The 17,263-nt window shown below is 60.5% G+C and carries 16 protein-coding genes; 13 read left to right on the forward strand and 3 right to left on the reverse strand.

What is annotated here, in order from left to right; translation table 11 throughout:
- The first annotated feature begins 138 nt into the window (after positions 1–138).
- Entirely contained in the window at positions 139–1,524 is a 1,386-nt protein-coding gene (locus ISN74_RS04110) for an FAD-binding oxidoreductase (RefSeq protein ID WP_188797637.1), read from the forward strand.
- A 92-nt stretch (positions 1,525–1,616) separates the two neighbouring features.
- Positions 1,617–2,573, forward strand: a complete 957-nt coding sequence (gene pip, locus ISN74_RS04115) for a prolyl aminopeptidase (RefSeq protein WP_188797639.1) — start codon at positions 1,617–1,619, stop codon at positions 2,571–2,573.
- Positions 2,574–2,748: 175 nt separating this feature from the next.
- Here pip and upp read toward each other — a convergent pair whose 3' ends face one another.
- From upp to ISN74_RS04130, 3 genes are all read right to left on the reverse strand, one after another.
- The gene (upp, locus tag ISN74_RS04120) at positions 2,749–3,393 is read right to left on the reverse strand and encodes a uracil phosphoribosyltransferase (protein ID WP_188797641.1); all 645 of its coding nucleotides are present in this window, start codon (positions 3,391–3,393) and stop codon (positions 2,749–2,751) included.
- Between the two features lie 109 nt (positions 3,394–3,502).
- On the reverse strand, positions 3,503–3,832 hold the full coding sequence (locus ISN74_RS04125; protein WP_188797643.1) for a PsiF family protein: 330 nt from the start codon (positions 3,830–3,832) through the stop codon (positions 3,503–3,505).
- 148 nt (positions 3,833–3,980) lie between these two features.
- A complete protein-coding gene (locus ISN74_RS04130; protein WP_188797645.1) occupies positions 3,981–5,477 on the reverse strand; it encodes an aminotransferase class III-fold pyridoxal phosphate-dependent enzyme in 1,497 nt (498 codons plus the stop codon).
- A gap of 275 nt (positions 5,478–5,752) precedes the next feature.
- Between ISN74_RS04130 and ISN74_RS04135 the strand changes: the two genes are divergently transcribed.
- The 11 genes from ISN74_RS04135 to motB all read left to right on the forward strand — a co-directional run bounded on the left by ISN74_RS04135 (position 5,753) and on the right by motB (position 17,250).
- Complete coding sequence (locus tag ISN74_RS04135) at positions 5,753–6,670, forward strand: ABC transporter ATP-binding protein (RefSeq protein ID WP_188797647.1); 918 nt, start codon at positions 5,753–5,755, stop codon at positions 6,668–6,670.
- Positions 6,670–7,467 carry an ABC transporter permease gene (locus tag ISN74_RS04140; RefSeq protein ID WP_229678989.1) on the forward strand — a complete coding sequence of 266 codons (798 nt, stop codon included), beginning with the start codon at positions 6,670–6,672 and terminating at the stop codon, positions 7,465–7,467. Before ISN74_RS04135 ends, ISN74_RS04140 begins: the two co-directional genes overlap by 1 nt.
- Before the next feature lie 38 nt (positions 7,468–7,505).
- On the forward strand, positions 7,506–8,714 hold the full coding sequence (locus tag ISN74_RS04145) for a sensor histidine kinase (protein ID WP_188797649.1): 1,209 nt from the start codon (positions 7,506–7,508) through the stop codon (positions 8,712–8,714).
- Complete coding sequence (locus ISN74_RS04150; protein WP_188797651.1) at positions 8,711–9,313, forward strand: response regulator transcription factor; 603 nt, start codon at positions 8,711–8,713, stop codon at positions 9,311–9,313. The genes ISN74_RS04145 and ISN74_RS04150 overlap by 4 nt, the downstream gene beginning before the upstream one ends.
- A gap of 122 nt (positions 9,314–9,435) precedes the next feature.
- Entirely contained in the window at positions 9,436–10,467 is a 1,032-nt protein-coding gene (gene queA / locus ISN74_RS04155; RefSeq protein WP_188799505.1) for a tRNA preQ1(34) S-adenosylmethionine ribosyltransferase-isomerase QueA, read from the forward strand.
- Between the two features lie 186 nt (positions 10,468–10,653).
- Positions 10,654–11,778 (forward strand): tRNA guanosine(34) transglycosylase Tgt, encoded by a 1,125-nt coding sequence (gene tgt / locus ISN74_RS04160; protein ID WP_188797653.1) that lies wholly within the window; start codon positions 10,654–10,656, stop codon positions 11,776–11,778.
- Between the two features lie 162 nt (positions 11,779–11,940).
- Entirely contained in the window at positions 11,941–12,270 is a 330-nt protein-coding gene (yajC, locus tag ISN74_RS04165) for a preprotein translocase subunit YajC (protein ID WP_188797654.1), read from the forward strand.
- 84 nt (positions 12,271–12,354) lie between these two features.
- Positions 12,355–14,247: a protein translocase subunit SecD gene (secD, locus tag ISN74_RS04170; protein WP_188797656.1), complete on the forward strand. Its 1,893-nt coding sequence runs from the start codon at positions 12,355–12,357 to the stop codon at positions 14,245–14,247.
- A gap of 12 nt (positions 14,248–14,259) precedes the next feature.
- Complete coding sequence (gene secF / locus ISN74_RS04175) at positions 14,260–15,225, forward strand: protein translocase subunit SecF (protein WP_188797658.1); 966 nt, start codon at positions 14,260–14,262, stop codon at positions 15,223–15,225.
- Positions 15,226–15,424: 199 nt separating this feature from the next.
- Positions 15,425–16,294: a flagellar motor stator protein MotA gene (gene motA, locus ISN74_RS04180; RefSeq protein ID WP_188797660.1), complete on the forward strand. Its 870-nt coding sequence runs from the start codon at positions 15,425–15,427 to the stop codon at positions 16,292–16,294.
- Positions 16,291–17,250 carry a flagellar motor protein MotB gene (gene motB / locus ISN74_RS04185; protein ID WP_188797662.1) on the forward strand — a complete coding sequence of 320 codons (960 nt, stop codon included), beginning with the start codon at positions 16,291–16,293 and terminating at the stop codon, positions 17,248–17,250. The genes motA and motB overlap by 4 nt, the downstream gene beginning before the upstream one ends.
- Positions 17,251–17,263: the final 13 nt, after the last annotated feature.

The raw sequence follows: 17,263 nt of genomic DNA on the forward strand, positions 1-17,263 counted from the left end.
GTTTGGATGTAAAGAGCGTGTCTGCGATCTCTGCATAGTCCACAGACAGGCTCTTCACTATGCCAGATTTTGCCGCGACGCAGCACTGGACGCGTCGCGCAGGCGCTGGCACGCTGGATGCCTCGCCACGGAGTTGCCATGACAGCTGATGCCCTCGCCGAATTGTCCCGCCGTCTGCCCGATCTGCGCCTGCTGACCGAGGCCGGCGACCTGGAGCATTACGGCCGCGATTGGACTCGACGCTGGACGCCTGCGCCGCTGGCCATCGCGCTGCCAGCCTCGATCGAGGAAGTGCAGGGCATCATGCGTTGGGCCAACGAGAACAAGGTCGCTATCGTGCCCTCAGGCGGCCGCACCGGCTTGTCGGGCGGCGCGGTGGCGGCGCATGGCGAACTGGTGCTGAGTCTGGCCCGCATGAACCGTGTGCTGGGTTTCGACGCCGTAGACCGCACACTGACGGTGCAGCCTGGCATCGCGCTGGAAGCCGTGCATGGGGCTGCGCGGGAGCACGGGCTGATCTATCCCGTGGATTTTGCTGCGCGGGGGTCCTGCTCCATCGGCGGCAATATCGCCACTAACGCAGGTGGCATCCGCGTCATCCGTTATGGCAATACACGTGAGTGGATAGCGGGTCTTAAAGTCGTCGCCGGGAACGGCGAATTGCTGGATCTCAATCGCGGTCTGATCAAGAACTCCAGCGGCTACGATTTCCGCCAGCTGGTAATCGGCTCGGAAGGAACGCTCGGCATTGTGGTGGAGGCGACTTTGCGCCTCGCCGATCCGCCGCAGCCTTCGCAAGTGATGCTGCTTGCGTTACCTGATATGGATGCGTTGATGCAGGTGTTTGCCCTGTTCCGTGCACGCTTGTCGCTGCAGGCCTTCGAGTTCTTTACCGACATGGCCTTGAAGCATGTGCTGGCGCACGGCGCGCAGCGTGCCATCGATGGTGAACATCCTTACTACGTGGTAACCGAATTTGATGCGCCTGACGAACGCGCACAAGAAGCGGCGCTGACGGCGTTTGAACAAGGTGTGGAGCAGGGCTTGATCAGCGATGGTGTGATCGCACAGAGCGACGCCCAGGCGGCAGCACTATGGCGTCTGCGTGAAGGCATTACCGAAAGCCTGGCGCCGCACAAACCCTACAAGAATGATATTTCCGTACGCATCAGCGCTGTGCCGGCGTTCTTGCAAGAGATCCAGTCGCTGCTGACGCGCGAGTATCCAGATATCGAAGTGGTGTGGTTCGGACACATCGGTGACGGCAACTTGCATATCAATGTGCTCAAGCCGGATACGCTTTCTGATGCGGATTTCATCGCGCAGTGTGAGCATGTGACCAAGCTTCTGGCGCAAACGCTGCAACGCCACGGCGGCAGCATTTCCGCTGAGCACGGCATCGGCCTGGTCAAGCGCGCTTATCTGGAAAGCACTCGCAGCGCGGCTGAGATTGCGCTGATGCGCGGTGTGAAAAGTGTGTTCGATCCGAATGGGATTCTTAATCCAGGCAAGTTATTTGCCTGAATCCCGGGAGCGCCAAGCCCCAGGGCCATCGGCTTGGGTTGCATGGCACTCCCTCGTACCATGTGACTCTCACCCTGTCAGGCCGCCACACCATGTCTCAAGACCGCCGCACCTTGTATCCCGAAATCGAACCTTACGACGTCGGCCAGCTCAAGGTCTCCGAGTTGCACACGCTTTACTACGAGCAGAGCGGCAACCCGAACGGCAAGCCGGTGGTGTTCCTGCACGGCGGCCCGGGCGGCGGAACCAACCCGAAGTGCCGGCGTTTCTTCGACCCTGCGGTGTACCGCATCGTGCTGTTCGACCAGCGTGGCTGCGGCAGATCCACGCCGCACGCGGAGCTGACTGACAACACTACATGGCATCTGGTCGCCGACATCGAGCGTCTGCGCGAACATCTGCGTATCGATCGCTGGCAGGTGTTCGGCGGCTCTTGGGGATCGACGCTCGCGCTTTCGTACGCGCAGACGCATCCGGACAAAGTGACTGAGCTGGTGCTGCGCGGCATCTTCATGCTGCGCCGGTGGGAGTTGGAGTGGTTCTATCAAAAAGGCTGCGACGCGCTGTATCCCGATGCCTGGGAAACGTATCTCGCCGCAATTCCCGAGGTGGAGCGCGGTGACTTGATGAGTGCCTATCATCGCCGCCTGACCAGTTCCGATCCGAACGTGCGCCTGGCTGCAGCGCGCGCATGGTCCGTGTGGGAAGGTGCGACCAGCTTCCTGTTCCAGGATGAGGCATACATCAGCAGCAGCGGTGAAGATGAATTCGCGCTCGCCTTCGCGCGCATCGAATGCCATTACTTCGTCAATGGCGGTTTCTTCGAGCATGACGATCAGCTGTTGCGCCATGTCGACCGCATCAAAAAGATTCCTGCAGTGATCGTGCAGGGACGCTACGACGTGGTGTGCCCGATGCGCAGTGCGTGGGATTTGCATCGCGCGTGGCCGGAGGCGGATCTGCGCATCGTGCAGGATGCGGGGCACTCTGCATTTGAGCCGGGAATTACGCATGAGCTGTTGGAGGCGACGGATCGATTCAGAAACTGAGCGCCTGTAGCGCTCAGCATATTCCCCTCTCCCCTCTGGGGAGAGGGCAGGGTGAGGGGCCGGTGCTTGCGTTGATATTTATCAAAGTTCGCTCCGAATGTTTCGCTTTGCGAGGTTGGCCCCTCATCCGACCCTGCGGGCCACCTTCTCCCCCAAAGGGAGAAGGAAAGGCACGCTATTCCGCCACCGGTAACTGCTTCGTTCCAAAAATCTTGTCCCCCGCATCGCCAAGCCCCGGCAAGATATAGCCATGCTCATTGAGCCGTTCGTCAATCGACGCGGTGTAGATTTCGATATCCGGATGACTGGCCTCGATGCGTTTGAGCCCTTCCGGCGCAGCGACCAAAAACAGTCCCTTGATGCGCTTGCACCCGGCAGCCTTAAGCATGTCGACGGTGGCGATCAGCGTTCCTGCCGTGGCCAGCATGGGATCGACGATCAGCGCGATACGCTCATCCATTCGGCCGGTGAGCTTTTCGTAATAGGTAGTGGGCTTGAGCGTTTGCTCGTCGCGCTGCAGGCCAACCACGCTGACTTTTGCTGCCGGAATCAATTCCAATACGCCCGGCAGCATGCCTAGTCCTGCACGCAAGATCGGCACGATGGTGATCTTCTTGCCCTTGATCTGCTGCACGCGTACGGGACCGGCCCAGCCTTCGATCTGTGCTTCGACCGTTTCCAGATCCTTGGTGGCTTCATAGGTAAGGAGCGAACCCACTTCCGAAGCCAGCTCGCGGAATTCCTTGGTACTGATACCCGCCCGGCGCATCAGGCCGAGCTTATGTTGGATCAGGGGATGGCTGACTTCGACGATCTTCATGCGGCGGGTGTTTTCAAGAGAGATGCTGCAAGCATAGCGGCAAACGAAAAGGGCGCCGCCAGCTGGCGACGCCCTTGATTCAAACAGGCTCCGGCGGGCTTGAGTGGTCTCAGGAACCCTTCAGGCAAGTGCTCATGGCGGTCTTGTAGTCGGCACCTTTCTTGCCGGCATTGGCTTTGCTGCACGAAGCCATCTTCTGCTGCTGGGTCTGTTTGGCGTCCGAAGCAGCAGGCGTGGTCGCGGTGTTGTCGCCCTTCATGCAGGCGGCGACGGCGCTCTTGTAGTCCGCCCCGGTCTTGCCGGCATTGGCATGGCTGCACTGGCCCAACTTGGTGGAATGCCCCGCCGTGCTGGACGAGCTCTGCGGTGCGGCGAAGGCGGTAGTGGTCGCGAGGGCCAGGACTGCACTGGCGACGAGCAGGCTGAAACGCATGGACATGATGCTTCCTCCTGAAGTTATGACCGGCGGCTTTGCCGGCTGGGGCAGTCTATGCCTGAAAGAGGGGTAGGGGAATCTTGAATGCAAAAGGCGGAGCACGAGCCCCGCCTTTCACGATGTCTCATTGACGATGGCCGATCTACGGTACTTAAGCCGCCCGCGCCTCGCTCTTGCGCGGCCCTTCCAGCAACGCGTGCCGCACGTGGGCAATCACCATGTCCACTTCCGCGCTGGTGATTTTGAAGTGCGGCGTGAAGCGCAGGGAGTTGGCGCCGCCGTGGATCACGCCCATGCCGCGCTCGCGCAGGTATTCCTCGGTGGAGCCGGCGCCGTAGCACTTGAACTGCGGAGCCAGTTCGCAGGAGAACAGCAAGCCGGTGCCCTGCACCTTGGTGATCAGGCCGCCCAGTTCATCCTTCAGCGTGTTGAGCTTGTCGACGAATTCCTTGCCGCGCACGCGGATGTTATTGCGCACGTCATCGCTGAGCTGATCGAGCGTGGCCAACGCGACATCCAAAGCACGCGGGTTGGCGGTCATGGTGTTGCCGTAGATGCCTTTGCGATACAGGCCGGCGGTGTGTTGCGTCACGGCGAGCACCGACAACGGATACTGGCCGGCATTGAGCGCTTTGGAGAACGTTTCCATATCCGGCGGCGCCAGCTTTTCGAAGCCGGGGTAGTCGATGATTGACAGTACGCCATGCGCACGCAGGCCGGCCTGGATCGAGTCGACCAGCAACAGCGAGCCATGTGCTTCGGTGAGTTCGCGAGCTGCCTGGTAGAACGCAGGCGTGACCGCGCGGCCAGGATCGCCTTCGCCCATCACCGGCTCCAGGAACAGCGCTTCGATAAACCAGCCGTGACGGTCGGCATCAGCGAAGACAGCTTCCAGTTGGGCGACGTCATACGGTGCAACCGTAAGCAGCGTGTCTTCATGGCGATAGCTCGCCAGATGCTGCTGATAGGTGCGGCGCGAAGAATCGGAATACAGCGCCGGTTTGTCGGTGCGGCCGTGGAACGCGCCTTTCACTGCGACGCGCTTGATCGTGCGGCCTGCGTAGCGGCCACCGGCATCGGTCATCAGCTTGGCGTTCACGTCGACGATACGGCAGGCCAGGCCTACCGATTCCGAACCGGAATTCAGGCACAGGTACTGCGTATAAGGATTAGCGCCGCGGTTGCGGCCCAGTTCGCGATGCATCGCCTGGGTGAAGCGCATCTGCGACACGCTCGGCGTCATCACGTTGGCCATCACTTGCGGACGCGCCAGCGCGGCATCGATCGCTTCGTTGTTGTGACCGAAGCCGAGCATGCCGTAGCCACCGTTGTCGTGCACCACGGCGCCCTTCAGCGTGACGACCCACGGACCGCGCGCAGTGGCAGGCAGATACGGGTTAATCGCATCATCGGGATAGAAGTTCACGAAACCGGTTTGCGTCTGCGTCAACTGCTCCGCTTCGTCCAGTTTCAGGAAATCGCCGAGTTCGGTACGCAGTTCGCGATGACGCGTCACGGCTTCCGCCACAGCCTTGCCGAGTTGCGGATCAAGCGCAGCCATGCGCTCGATGGTGGCGTCGTCCAGGCCAATGGTTCGCGGCTTGCCGCCAAATTCGCGCAGTTCGCGCAGCTGTTCGATCACACCCATGACTACTCTCCTCGAATCTTGCCAGCGCCTCGCGCACCCAGCGCAAAGCAGGCCAGCATCGATATTTTGTGCGGGAAGGGCGCTTGAAGCCCGTGGGCAAGGCGCCCATTCGCACACGCCGCGTGTGGGGAAACCGCCAGCGTACGCCCATCAGGATAACCCGCGGGCAGGGTGCGCCGGTACCCCCGGATGACGCTTGTCATCTGCGACGGCTGACGCTGGCAACTGGGTTCAATCCCTTGCGCCACCTACGCTGCAGTGCAAGGAGGAACGCCATGAATCCCACGTCCGATGTTGTCGCCCGTCTGTCCGGCGCCGTCAAACGCTACGGCCAGCTCACTGCCCTTGGCGGTGTCGATCTTGTGTTGCACCGCGGCGAACTGCTTGCGGTGCTAGGCCCTAACGGGGCCGGCAAAAGCACCAGCATCAGCTTGTTGCTGGGCCTGATTCGCCCCGATGGGGGCCGGGCTGAGCTGTTCGGTCGCGATCCGCAGGAGATCGAGGCACGCCGCCGCATCGGCGTGATGTTGCAATCGGCCATGCTGCCGATGACCTTGCGTGTGGGTGAGTTGTTGCGCCTGACTGCCAGTTATTACCCCAATCCGCGTCCTCTGGAAGAAAGCGCCGCATTGGCGGGTGTCAGCGATTTGCTGCGCCGGCCTTACGGCAAGCTCTCGGGTGGGCAGCAGCGCAGCGTGCAATTCGCGTTGGCTTTGTGCGGCAGGCCGGAACTGGTGTTCCTGGATGAGCCCACGGTCGGCATGGATATCGACGCGCGCCGAAAACTTTGGGATGCCATGCGCGCCCTGGTGACCGAAGGGTGTTCTGTCGTGCTCACAACGCACTATCTGGAAGAAGCCGAGGCGTTGGCGCAACGCGTGGTCGTGATGGGCAGGGGCCGCGTGCTGAGCGAAGGCACGGTCGATGCACTGCGTGCGCAGGTGCCGCTGACCCGTATCCGTTGTGTGAGCGATCTTGATGCCGCCACGGTGGCCAGTTGGCCGCAGGTCGCCAGTGCCGAACGCGACGGTGCACGCCTGCGCATCGGCACTAACGATGCGGAAAACGTGCTGCGCTGCCTGCTCTACGCCGATGCTTCGCTGCGAGAACTGGAAGTGCAGCGTGCCGGTCTGGCCGATGTCTTTACCGAACTCACCCGCGACGAACGCACGCTGGAACAGGAGGCTGCGTAATGAACGCTGTATCGATTACTGCAACATCGCCTGCATCGCGAGCAGAGCGCATGGGTTTTCGCCGCGTGCTCGGCGCCTATCTGGCAGAAGCGCGCAGCGAATGCTTGCGCTATATGCGCAATCCCGGCTTCATGCTGCCGATCACCTTCCTCCCCACACTGCTGTATATGCTGTTCGGCGTCGTGATGAATCGCTCTGCAGGTGCCGACGTAGCGCGCTACCTTTTGGTCAGCTACAGCGTATTCGGCGTGATGAGCCCAGGACTGTTCGGCTTCGGTGTATCGCTGGCGCTGGAACGTGATGGCGGCTTGCTGACCTACAAGCGTGCCGTGCCGATGCCACCAGGTGCTTACCTGTTAGGCAAGATGCTGATGGCGATGCTTGCCGCGCCTATGGTGGTTTTGCTGTTGCTGGCGATGGGTATCAGTATGGTCCATGTGCCGATAACGGTTGGACAAGCCGGCTTGCTGCTGATGATGAGCGTTTTGGGTGTGCTGCCCTTCTGCGCGCTCGGCATGCTGATCGGCACGCTGATCAAGGGGCAGGGTGCGCCGGGCATGCTCAATGTGGTCTATTTGCCGATGGCCTTTCTTTCGGGGCTATGGGTGCCGATGAACGAACTGCCCAAGGCGCTGCAGCAGATTGCGCCACTGTGGCCGAGTTATCACCTGCATGAACTGGGATTGGTGGCATTGGGGCTGAAACAGGGCGGCGTAGTCGGGCATGTGCTGGTGCTGGCGGGGTTTACCCTGGTCTTCGTGGTGATCGCGGCACATCGCCTGCGCCGTTACGGTTGACGTACGATGGTCGACGCCGCGCTTCGGAACCGCTGATCATGTCTTTTTCACTGCCTGTACCCGCATGGCTCAAGCCGACGCAGGATTCGGAGGCGGCCGAGAACATCCGCAAAGGTCATAACCCCTGGGTCGATGCCGTTCACCTGCTGTGGTCGGTCTGGATCTTTTTCGGTCCGTTGATGGACAAGGGGTTCACGTCCAAGTGGCTGGTTATCGTCGTGGCGAGCTATCCGATTTTTCTACTGCTTTATGCGCTGTGCCTTGTTCGCCCGCAGCGCTCGTTGTATCGCTACACATGGGCTATCGCGTTGCTCGGCTATATCACCACGGCATTCGATTCCAGTACGGGGGCGTGCTATTTCATTTATGGCTGCGTGATGTTTCGCGCCTGTGAATACGGCTGGGGCAAATACCTGCTGAATCTTTTCGCCATGTGCGCGATTTTTGCGCTGGTTGCTTCGCAGAGGGGATTGCCATGGCAAGTCATTGCGTATCTGATCATGATGGTGGCTGTGATCAGCACGGTGATCAACGTTGGGATCAGTACATCGAAGAAGAATGCTGCGCTGAAATTATCGCAGGACGAAGTACGGCGATTGGCGGCGACGGCCGAGCGCGAACGTATCGGACGTGACTTGCATGATCTGCTCGGTCATACCTTGTCACTGATTACGCTAAAGCTGGAGCTATCACGCAAGCTGTTCGATCGCGATCCAGTTGCTTCACGCCGCGAACTGGAAGAAGCGGAAAATGTGGCTCGCCATGCACTGGGAGAAGTGCGTGCGGCGGTGACCGGCATTCGCGCGACCGATCTCGCCGCTGAACTGGCCTCGGCGCGCTTGTTGCTCGAATCCTCTGCTGTGCATCTGGATTACGGTAACTTGCCACCCTCGCTGCCCGTTGACGTGGAGCGGAGCCTGGCGCTGGTGATTCGCGAAGCGGTGACCAATATCCATCGCCATGCTGGCGCGACCGAAGCTAGCGTGCGATTCGAATGTACGGCGGACAAACTCGACATGCAGATTTGCGACAACGGACGTGGTGGACAGAATGCCGAAGGCAACGGCATCAACGGCATGCGTGAGCGTGTACGTGCTTTGGGCGGCACGCTCTCGATTGATTCACCACCCAAACGCGGCACCAAAATCAGCGTCCATGTGCCACTTGGGGCCAAGCGTCGAGTCGCACAGGACTTTGCGTCGCCGGCAGATGGCGAGCCGTCGGATCTCGCACGGGGTGCCGCATGATTCGCGTCCTTTTGGCCGAAGATCAGGCCATGGTCCGCGGCGCGTTGTCCGCACTGTTGAATTTGGAATCGGATATTGAAGTGCTCGGCTCGGTGGCCGATGGCGAGTCGGCGTGGCGTGAAGTGCAGCGTCTGAAGCCGGATGTACTGGTTACCGATATCGAAATGCCGGGCATCACCGGACTCGAACTGGTGCAACGCATCCAGCGCCATGCGCTGCCGGTGAAATCGATTATCGTCACCACGTTCGCGCGTCCCGGCTTTTTACGGCGTGCGCTGGATGCAGGCGTCTCAGGCTATCTGCTGAAAGACGCACCAGCCGAGCATCTTGCCGAAGCGTTGCGCATGGTGCATCGCGGTGGCCGGTCGATCGATCCGCAACTGGCGCTGGAAGCATGGTCGGAAGCCGATCCACTCAATGACCGCGAACGGCAAGTGCTTCGCTTGGCGGGTGAAGGGCAATCCGCCAGTGATATCGCCACCAAGCTCAATCTCTCGCACGGCACGGTGCGCAATTACCTTTCCGAGGCCATCGGCAAGCTGGGGGCGGCCAATCGTATTGAGGCATATCGCCTGGCGCGGCAAAAAGGGTGGCTTTAACACCCGGCATTCGAGATGCCGCCGTTCCGGCGAACATACGATGACGGTGATGCGGTGTGCTGAGCGGGGACACGTTGACGGGCTTAGGGGATAATGCCCCGTTGCCGTTCAAACTCCCTGCCGTGAAAAAGTCCGACTTCAACTTTGACCTGCCGCCTGAACTGATTGCGCAGTCGCCGCTGTCCGAACGCAGCGCCAGCCGCCTGTTGCTGCTGGATGTGCCGGTGCGTACCTGGCAGGACCGCATGTTCCGCGAGCTGCCTTCGTTCCTCCGCAAGGGCGACCTGCTCGTGTTCAACGACACGCGGGTGTTGCCGGCGCGCCTCTACGGGCATAAGCCAAGCGGCGGTGCGGTGGAGATCCTGATCGAGCGTGTGACCGGTGCGCACGAGGCGACCGTGCAGCTTGGGGTCAGCAAGAAGCCGCGCGCGGGAACGGTGATTATCCTGGCCGATGGCAGCCATGCCACGGTATTGGGGCGCGACGAAAACTTTTTCCGTCTGCGCTTCGAGTCGCCCGAGCCTTTGGAGCGCCTGTTGATGCGCTTGGGTGAAATGCCGCTGCCGCCTTATATCTCACGCGGTGCAGACGCTAGCGATCTCGAGCGCTACCAAACCGTTTATGCACGTGAGCCTGGCGCAGTCGCCGCGCCTACGGCCGGCTTGCATTTCGACGATGGTCTGCTGACGCAGCTGCACAACAAGGGCGTGGACTTTGGTTACGTGACCTTGCATGTTGGTGCGGGCACGTTCCAACCGGTACGGACCGATGATCTGACGCATCACCAGATGCATCGCGAATGGCTCAATGTCGGGGCAGGTCTGGTCGAGCAGATTCATCGCACGCGGCGCGCAGGTGGCCGCGTTATCGCCGTCGGCACCACGGTGGTGCGCGCACTGGAAAGTGCGACCGTCGAAGGCGTATTGCGGCCATTTGCCGGTGAAACGCAGATCTTCATCTTTCCCGGTTATCACATCACCAGCATCGATGGTTTGATCACTAACTTCCATCTGCCGCAGTCGACCTTGTTGATGCTGGTATCGGCATTGGCCGGGCGCGAGTACATCCTTGGCGCCTACACGCATGCGGTGAAACAGCGGTATCGGTTTTTCTCCTATGGGGATGCAATGTTGATCTTGCCGCAGGGGTTGTAACTCTTGTTGCCGTCATTTCCGAGGAAGCGGGAATCCATTTCAAGCACTTGCGCAAAAGCAACATGGATTCCCGCTTCCGCGGGAATGACGGCAAGGAACGGGTGGGATATCCGGTAGGTCGCAGCCAATCATTTGCGATCAAAGGGAGGCCAGAGGCGTCGGCACCGGAAATGCCATAATTCCCCGATGACCTCCATGCATTTCGACCTCCTCACCACCGACGGCGCCGCCCGCCGCGGCCGCCTCACCTTCGACCGCGGCACTGTGGAAACCCCGGCCTTCATGCCCGTGGGCACCTACGGCTCGGTCAAGGCCATGACCCCGCGCGACCTGCTCGAAGTGGGCGCCGAGATCATCCTCGGCAACACCTTTCATCTGTTCCTGCGTCCGGGTCTGGATATCGTGGGGGAGTTCGGTGGCCTGCATCGCTTCATTGGTTGGAACAAGCCGATCCTCACCGATTCCGGTGGTTTCCAGGTGTTCTCGTTGGCGCATAAACGCAAAATCACCGAGCAGGGCGTGACGTTTGCCTCGCCGGTGGATGGTTCCAAGGTGTTCCTGTCGCCGGAAGAGTCGATGCGGATCCAGACGGTGCTGGATTCGGATATCGCGATGATCTTCGACGAGTGCACGCCGTATCCGGCCACGGAAAAAGTGGCGTCCGAATCGATGGAGCTGAGCCTGCGCTGGGCCGAACGCTCACGCCGTGGCTTTGATGAGCTGAAGAATCCGAATGCGCTGTTCGGCATTGTGCAGGGCAGTGTCTATGAAAACCTGCGCCGCCGTTCCGCGGAAGGGTTGGTACAGATTGGCTTTGACGGCTACGCGGTGGGCGGTTTGGCGGTGGGTGAGCCCGAAGCCGAGCGCAATCACACCCTGGATTTCACCGTGCCGTTGCTGCCCCAGGATCGCCCTCGCTACCTGATGGGTGTGGGCCGGCCGGAAGATATTGTCGAAGCCGTGCGGCGCGGCATCGACATGTTCGACTGCGTCATGCCCACCCGCAACGCGCGTAACGGGTTCCTGTTCACTTCCGAAGGCACGCTGCGCATCCGCAACGCCAAGTTCGCCAATGACACCCGGGTGATCGAGGAGGGCTGCGAGTGCTACGCCTGCCGTAATGGCTTCAGCCGCGCCTACTTGCGGCATCTGGACCGCTGCAACGAGATCCTCGGCAGCCAGCTGGCCACCATCCATAACCTGCACCACTACCAGCGCCTGATGGCCGGCCTGCGCGAAGCCATCGCGGCCGGGAAGCTGGACGATTTCGTGACCGAGTTCTACGCCCGCAGGCAGGGTGCCGGGGTTTAGGGGAAACCCTGGCTTGCAAACGCTGTCCCAAGGCCACATGGACTGGCCCTGGGGCGGAATGGTGTGCCGTGCATAGCTCCGGGGGGCATGGCATAATCCAAGGTCTTTTATTGGGCGCGCGGCAAAAACTCTTGCTGCGGCCATAACTTGCGGGACAAGATGATGAGCCTTTCGACGAATTTCGTACTGGCGCAGGCAGCGCCGGGTGCTGCCGGTGGCGGCCTCTCCATGCTGATCATGATGATCGTGCTGTTCGGCCTGATGTACTTCATGATGATCCGCCCGCAGACGAAGCGACAGAAGGAGCACCGACAGATGGTGTCCAGTCTGGCCAAAGGCGATGAAGTGGTCAGCAACGGCGGTATCGCCGGCCGCGTCGAGGACGTGGGTGAAACCTTCATCACTGTCGAGATCGCGCCGAACGTGAAGATCAAGCTGCAGAAGAGCGCGGTACAGCAGGTGTTGCCGAAGGGCACGCTGAAGTCGTCCTGATCGTTCCGCGACGCGGACCGGTTTTCTTTATCACATTGACGCTAATCCCGCGGCCTTGAGCCGTGGATTTTATGGATGCAAGGCATGAGCGATTTTCCACGCTGGAGATACTTTCTGGTTGCCGTGGTACTGGTGCTGGGCACCTTGTACGCGCTGCCGAACTTGTATCTGCCCAAGCCCGCGGTGCAGGTCTCGGCCACCCATAGCGCCGTGGTCGACGAGGCCTTGCAGCAGAAGGTCACGGCGGCGCTGCAGGCTGCCAAGATTTCCTACCTCGACGCCAACCTCAAGCACGATCCCAGCCGCGGCGATTTCATCCTGATCGGCTTCGCCAACGGGGATCAGCAGAAGGCTGCGGCCGATGCGCTCAAGCCGGTGTTGGGTGATGACTACACCGCTGCGTTCAACCTGCAATCGACCGTGCCGAGCTGGCTCAGTGCGATCGGTGGCCGTCCGATGCCGCTGGGTCTGGACTTGCAAGGTGGCGTGCGCTTCCTGATGGCGGTCGACCAGAACGATGTGATCGACAAGCAGGAAATCCGCTACACCCAGGACATCACCTCGCTGCTCAAGGACAAGAAGATTCCGTTTGTCTCCGTTGCGCGTGATCCCACTCGCGGTCAGGGCGTAAACGTGGTGCTGGGTTCCGCCGCCGATCGCTCCGCGGCCAGCGATGCGATTGCCACCGAATACACCGATCTGAATGTCACGGATGGTGCCAGCACCGGCAACCGCTTCGTGCTCAACGCGGTGATCAAGCCAATCAAGCTGCGTGACCTCGCCACCAGCGCGATTCGCCAGAACCTCGCCACCTTGAGCAACCGTATCAACGCGCTGGGCGTGTCCGAGCCGGTGATCCAGGCACAGGGCGAAGATCACATCTCGGTCGAACTGGCCGGCGTGCAGGATCCGGCCGAGGCCAAGAAGGTCATCGGCGCCACCGCAACGCTGGAATACGTGGCAGGCCTTGGCGATGCACGCGATCCCGCCGTGCAGGATGCCGTGAAGACCGGCAACGTCCCGCCGGATGCTCACTTGTATTACGGCCGTCACGGCGAGCCCTACCTGGTCAGCAAGAACATCATCGCTACTGGTGACGAACTGGTCGATGCATCGTCCGGCAACGACTCGCAAACCGGCTCACCCAGCGTGAACGTGACGCTGAATTCGGCGGGCGCGGCCAAGATGCTCGATTTCACACGCGACAACGTCGGCAAGCCGATGGCCGTGGTGTATGTGGAGCGCACCACCGACACCCAGGTCGTCGATGGCAAGGAAGTGCGTACGCCTAAGACGACCTACCAGGTCATCAACTACGCCACCATCAACGGTGTGTTCGGCAATAAATTCCAGACCACCGGCTTGGGCAGTACCAAGGAAGCATCGGAACTGGCTCTGTTGCTCAAGGGCGGTTCGCTCGCCGCTTCCATGGACATCGTGCAGGAAGGCGTGATTGGTCCCAGCCTTGGCCAGGACAACATCGAAAAGGGCTTGAAGGCGGTGCTGCTGGGCCTTGGCCTGGTGCTGCTGGCCGCTGCGATCTACTACAAGCTGTTCGGCTTGGTGGCGGATGTGGCGCTGTTCTTCAATCTGGTGATTCTGGTGGCGGTGATGTCGGCCATTGGCGTGACCCTGACCATGCCAGGCATCGCTGGTATCGTGCTGACCCTGGGTATGGCGATCGACGCCAACGTGCTGATCTGCGAACGCGTGCGCGAAGAATTGCGTAACGGTTCAACGCCGCTGGCCGCGATCCGCGCCGGTTATGAGAAAGCCTGGGCGACGATTCTCGACGCCAACGTCACTCACCTTATCGCCGCGCTCGCTCTGACCACGATGGGATCCGGTCCGATCAAGGGCTTCGGCGTCACGCTGTTGATCGGTATCCTGACTTCGATGTTCACCTCGGTCACGGTGACTCACGCGATCACCGCGCTCATCCATCACGGGCGCAAGCTCAAGACGCTGTCGGTGTAATCGGGGAACGACATGGAAATTTTCAGCCACAACAGCAATGTTCACTTCCTCGGCTTGCGCAAGGTCAGCATCGGCATCGCCGTCCTGCTGATGGTTGCCTCGATCGCGCTGCTCGCCACGCGCGGTCTGAACTATGGCCTGGATTTCACCGGCGGTGTCAGCATCGAGGCCACCTACGACAATCCGGTCTCGGTTGAAGACGTCCGCAGCGCGTTGGACAAGGGCGGCATCGAGAATGCGACCGTGCAGAGCGTCGGCGGCACCCGTCAGGTGTCGATCCGCTTTCAGCCAAAAGATGACGCGCACTTTGTGCTGCAGGAAGGCAAATCGCCGAACCTCGACCTGATTGCGAACGACGTCGCCAAGGCGCTGCAGGCCGGCCGTCCGGACGCTAAGATCGCCGGCAAGGACTATGTCGGCCCGCAGGTCGGCGAACAGCTGCGCAGCGATGGTGTCACCGCGGCGATCTTCGTGATCATCGGTATCGGCATCTATCTGTGGATTCGCTTCGAACGCCGCTTCGCGATTGCCGCGCTGGCGACCGAAGTGCATGACGTGCTAGTCACGCTGGGCGTGATCTCGCTGGTGCAGCGCGAGTTCGATATGACGGTACTGGCCTCCGTGCTGGCGGTGATCGGTTACTCGATCAACGACAAGGTGGTGGTGTTCGATCGTATCCGTGAACTGTTCCGCTCCTCGCGCAAGGCCGATCCGGAAGAGATCCTCAACCGTTCGATCAACAGCACGCTGTCGCGAACCATCATCACCTCGTTGTTCACCAGCATCGCGATGGCCGCGCTGTATTTCTTCGGCGGTCCTACGGTGCATGGTTTTGCGATCACCATGTTGATCGGCATCCTGGTGGGTACGCTTTCCTCCATCTTTGTGGCCAGCCCGATCCTGCTGTGGCTGGGTGTGTCGAAGAAGGATCTGATGCCGGTGACCAAGGAGAATCCGGAACTGGCGCGCCGTCCGTAATTCGTCTTCACATATGTGTAGGTAAAACGGCCCGGATCTCCGGGCCGTTTTCGTTGGTGATGTGACGCAGGACGTCACTTCGCAAATAGAAATCCGAACGCGTCAGCTGTTCCAGCGCGTTATCACTTTTCAGTCTCAACTTCAGCGTGCTCCGGTCGATAAGCCTGTCTAGGACATCGTGTCCTGGCCTGGAGTCTCCATGCTTGTCGTGATCGGTTCCCTTGTGGTGCTTGGCTGCGTTTTTGGCGGCTATCTGCTGGCGCACGGCCATATGCTTGCGCTGTGGCAGCCCTGTGAGCTGATGATCATCGGTGGCGGTTCGGTGGGCGCGTTCCTGTCGGCTAATCCGGCCAAGATCGTGAAGGAAGCGTTTCGCAATATCGTCGCGTTGTTCAAAGGTCCCAAATACCGCAAGCAGGATTACGTGGACCTGCTCGCTTTGCTCTACGACATTTTCGGTGTGATGCGTAAACAGGGTTTGCTCGGACTGGAATCGCATATCGAGGATCCACAAGCCAGCCCGGTGTTCAGCGCCTATCCGCGGTTGGTGAAAGAGCACAACCTGATCGAATTCATCACTGACTGCTTGCGCCTGATGGTCGGCGGCAACATGAATCCGCATGAGTTGGAGCAGTTGCTGGAAGTGGAACTGGAAACACATCAGCAAGAAGCAGAGGCGCCTGCGCTGGCAGTGTTGAAGATGGCCGATGCACTGCCTGGATTCGGGATTGTTGCAGCCGTGCTTGGTATCGTTACCACCATGTCGCAACTAGGTGGCGACACCTCGCAGATCGGCGAACACATTGCTGGCGCGCTGGTCGGCACTTTTCTTGGCATCTTGCTTTGCTATGGCTTCGTCGGGCCGCTCGGTGCGGCGATGGAAAGCCGCGTGAGCGAAGATGGCAGGGCGTTCGAATGCGTAAAAGTGGCCTTGCTGGCGTGTTTGCGCGGCTATAACCCCAAGGTGGCGGTCGAGTTTGCACGCAAGACACTGTCGCCACAGACCCGTCCCAGCTTTCAGGATTTCGAAGAACACCTCAAAGGCGCGCGGGCTGGAGCTGCGGCGTGAGCGAATACGACGGCGATTCGCTGGTAGTCGTCGTACGCCGTGCACGTCGCCGCAAGCATGGCCACCATGGCGGTGCGTGGAAGGTGGCTTACGCCGACTTCGTGACAGCGATGATGGCGTTTTTTTTGGTGATGTGGCTGATTGGCGTCGGCACGAAACAGCAGCGTGCCGCTATCGCCGAATATTTCAAGAATCCCAGCATGGTGGCGGGCAATGCGACCATGGCACCGCCCGGCAAGGTCGGGCCAGGCGGCGCCAGCGACAGTGCTATCAAACTGGGTGGGGCCATGGATATGCCGCATGGTCCGGGCAAGGATCGACGTGCGTCGCGGACCGCCGCACCAGATGTGGAAAAGCTGGCGCAGGAACAGGAGAAGGCGCGCCTGGAAAATCTTATGCAGCAATTGCACGCGGCCATTGAAAAAAGCCAGGCACTCGAGCCGTTCAAGGATCAATTGCTGCTGGATATCACGCCAGAAGGTTTGCGCATCCAGATCGTCGACAAGCAGAACCGGCCAATGTTCGACACCGGTAGCGCCACACTCAAGCCTTACACGGTGGCGATTCTTCGCGAGCTGGCAAGTTTCATCGGCCAGGCGCCGAACAAGATCAGCCTGTCGGGCCACACCGACGACGCACCCTATAGCAGCAATCACAACTACAGCAATTGGGAGCTGTCCGCAGATCGTGCGAACGCGGCGCGCCGCGCGTTGCTGGATGGTGGACTGAACGAAGAAAAGATTGCACGCGTAGTGGGTCTGGCAGCATCCGTACCGTTCGACAAGGTCAATCCAAGCGATCCGATCAACCGGCGCATCAGCATCATCCTGATGACCAAGCAGGCACAGGATGCAGCGTTATCGCAGGAGCAGGCCGATAGTGCGCAAGCGGCGACACCGGCGATCACCAATGTCTCGGCATCCGTCGTTACGCCTGTTGCGCCCGGTGCCCCGTAACGCCGTAACCAAT

Source organism: Dyella caseinilytica (assembly GCF_016865235.1).
Taxonomy (GTDB): domain Bacteria; phylum Pseudomonadota; class Gammaproteobacteria; order Xanthomonadales; family Rhodanobacteraceae; genus Dyella_B; species Dyella_B caseinilytica.

What these genes read in the sequence shown, in the direction of transcription:
- ISN74_RS04110 (WP_188797637.1), top strand. Translation starts at nt 139, where the DNA reads ATGACAGCTGATGCCCTCGCCGAATTGTCCCGCCGTCTGCCCGATCTG.
- pip (WP_188797639.1), top strand. Translation starts at nt 1,617, where the DNA reads ATGTCTCAAGACCGCCGCACCTTGTATCCCGAAATCGAACCTTACGAC.
- upp (WP_188797641.1), bottom strand. Translation starts at nt 3,393, where the DNA reads ATGAAGATCGTCGAAGTCAGCCATCCCCTGATCCAACATAAGCTCGGC.
- ISN74_RS04125 (WP_188797643.1), bottom strand. Translation starts at nt 3,832, where the DNA reads ATGTCCATGCGTTTCAGCCTGCTCGTCGCCAGTGCAGTCCTGGCCCTC.
- ISN74_RS04130 (WP_188797645.1), bottom strand. Translation starts at nt 5,477, where the DNA reads ATGGGTGTGATCGAACAGCTGCGCGAACTGCGCGAATTTGGCGGCAAG.
- ISN74_RS04135 (WP_188797647.1), top strand. Translation starts at nt 5,753, where the DNA reads ATGAATCCCACGTCCGATGTTGTCGCCCGTCTGTCCGGCGCCGTCAAA.
- ISN74_RS04140 (WP_229678989.1), top strand. Translation starts at nt 6,670, where the DNA reads ATGAACGCTGTATCGATTACTGCAACATCGCCTGCATCGCGAGCAGAG.
- ISN74_RS04145 (WP_188797649.1), top strand. Translation starts at nt 7,506, where the DNA reads ATGTCTTTTTCACTGCCTGTACCCGCATGGCTCAAGCCGACGCAGGAT.
- ISN74_RS04150 (WP_188797651.1), top strand. Translation starts at nt 8,711, where the DNA reads ATGATTCGCGTCCTTTTGGCCGAAGATCAGGCCATGGTCCGCGGCGCG.
- tgt (WP_188797653.1), top strand. Translation starts at nt 10,654, where the DNA reads ATGACCTCCATGCATTTCGACCTCCTCACCACCGACGGCGCCGCCCGC.
- yajC (WP_188797654.1), top strand. Translation starts at nt 11,941, where the DNA reads ATGAGCCTTTCGACGAATTTCGTACTGGCGCAGGCAGCGCCGGGTGCT.
- secD (WP_188797656.1), top strand. Translation starts at nt 12,355, where the DNA reads ATGAGCGATTTTCCACGCTGGAGATACTTTCTGGTTGCCGTGGTACTG.
- secF (WP_188797658.1), top strand. Translation starts at nt 14,260, where the DNA reads ATGGAAATTTTCAGCCACAACAGCAATGTTCACTTCCTCGGCTTGCGC.
- motA (WP_188797660.1), top strand. Translation starts at nt 15,425, where the DNA reads ATGCTTGTCGTGATCGGTTCCCTTGTGGTGCTTGGCTGCGTTTTTGGC.